Annotated in this window: 1 protein-coding gene; it reads right to left on the reverse strand. The window is 59.6% G+C overall.

Annotated elements, in window-relative coordinates; all coding sequences use genetic code 11:
• Nucleotides 1-686, reverse strand: a 686-nt coding sequence (locus tag OA90_RS27885; RefSeq protein ID WP_156510740.1) for a DDE-type integrase/transposase/recombinase, incomplete at both ends; no start/stop codon positions are given.

Here is a 686-nt window from a genome sequence, read left to right on the forward strand (position 1 = left end):
GCCTTTGGCAATTGTAGATATGGAGCCATCGTTGCAATGCGGCGTTCCTTTGCTCTGAGCTTTTGTACGGCACGCCGTAGGCCCATTCTTCCTGGAGGGTTTTGATGAAGCGTTCGGCCTTTCCGTTCGTCTGGGGCGTGTAGGGTCTGGTTCGGATGTGTCTTGCACCGAGCTGCTGTGTGGTTGCGGCAAAGAGGTTTGATCGGTAACCGACGCCGTTGTCGGTCATGACGCGTTCCACGGTGATACCCCTGGCAGCGAACCATCTGGTCGCCCGTACGAGGAACATGGCGCAGGTGTACCCTCGTTCGTCCGGCAGGACCTCGACATAGGCAACCCGGCTGTGATCATCGATCGCAACATGAACATAGTCATAGCCAAGCCCACGGGAGCGCTGACGCCTGTGATGTCCGGTTATGCGATGGCCGACCTTGTTGAACCGCCCCAGTTTCTTGATGTCCAGATGGATGAGGTCCCCGGGACGGGCCCGCTCATAACGGCGCACGGGTTCGGGAGGTGTGAGACGATTGAGGCGGTTCAGCCCCCACTGTTTCAAGGCATGAGCGACGGTCGATCTGGGGAACTTCAGGAGACCGGAAATTTCCAGCGCCGTAAGCCGTAACTGGCGCAAGCTGCAGATCAGGTCGCGCCAGCCGGCCATGTAGGCCTGGGCGCACGTACGCGGG

Source organism: Labrenzia sp. OB1, assembly GCF_001624695.1.
Taxonomy (GTDB): Bacteria; Pseudomonadota; Alphaproteobacteria; order Rhizobiales; family Stappiaceae; genus Roseibium.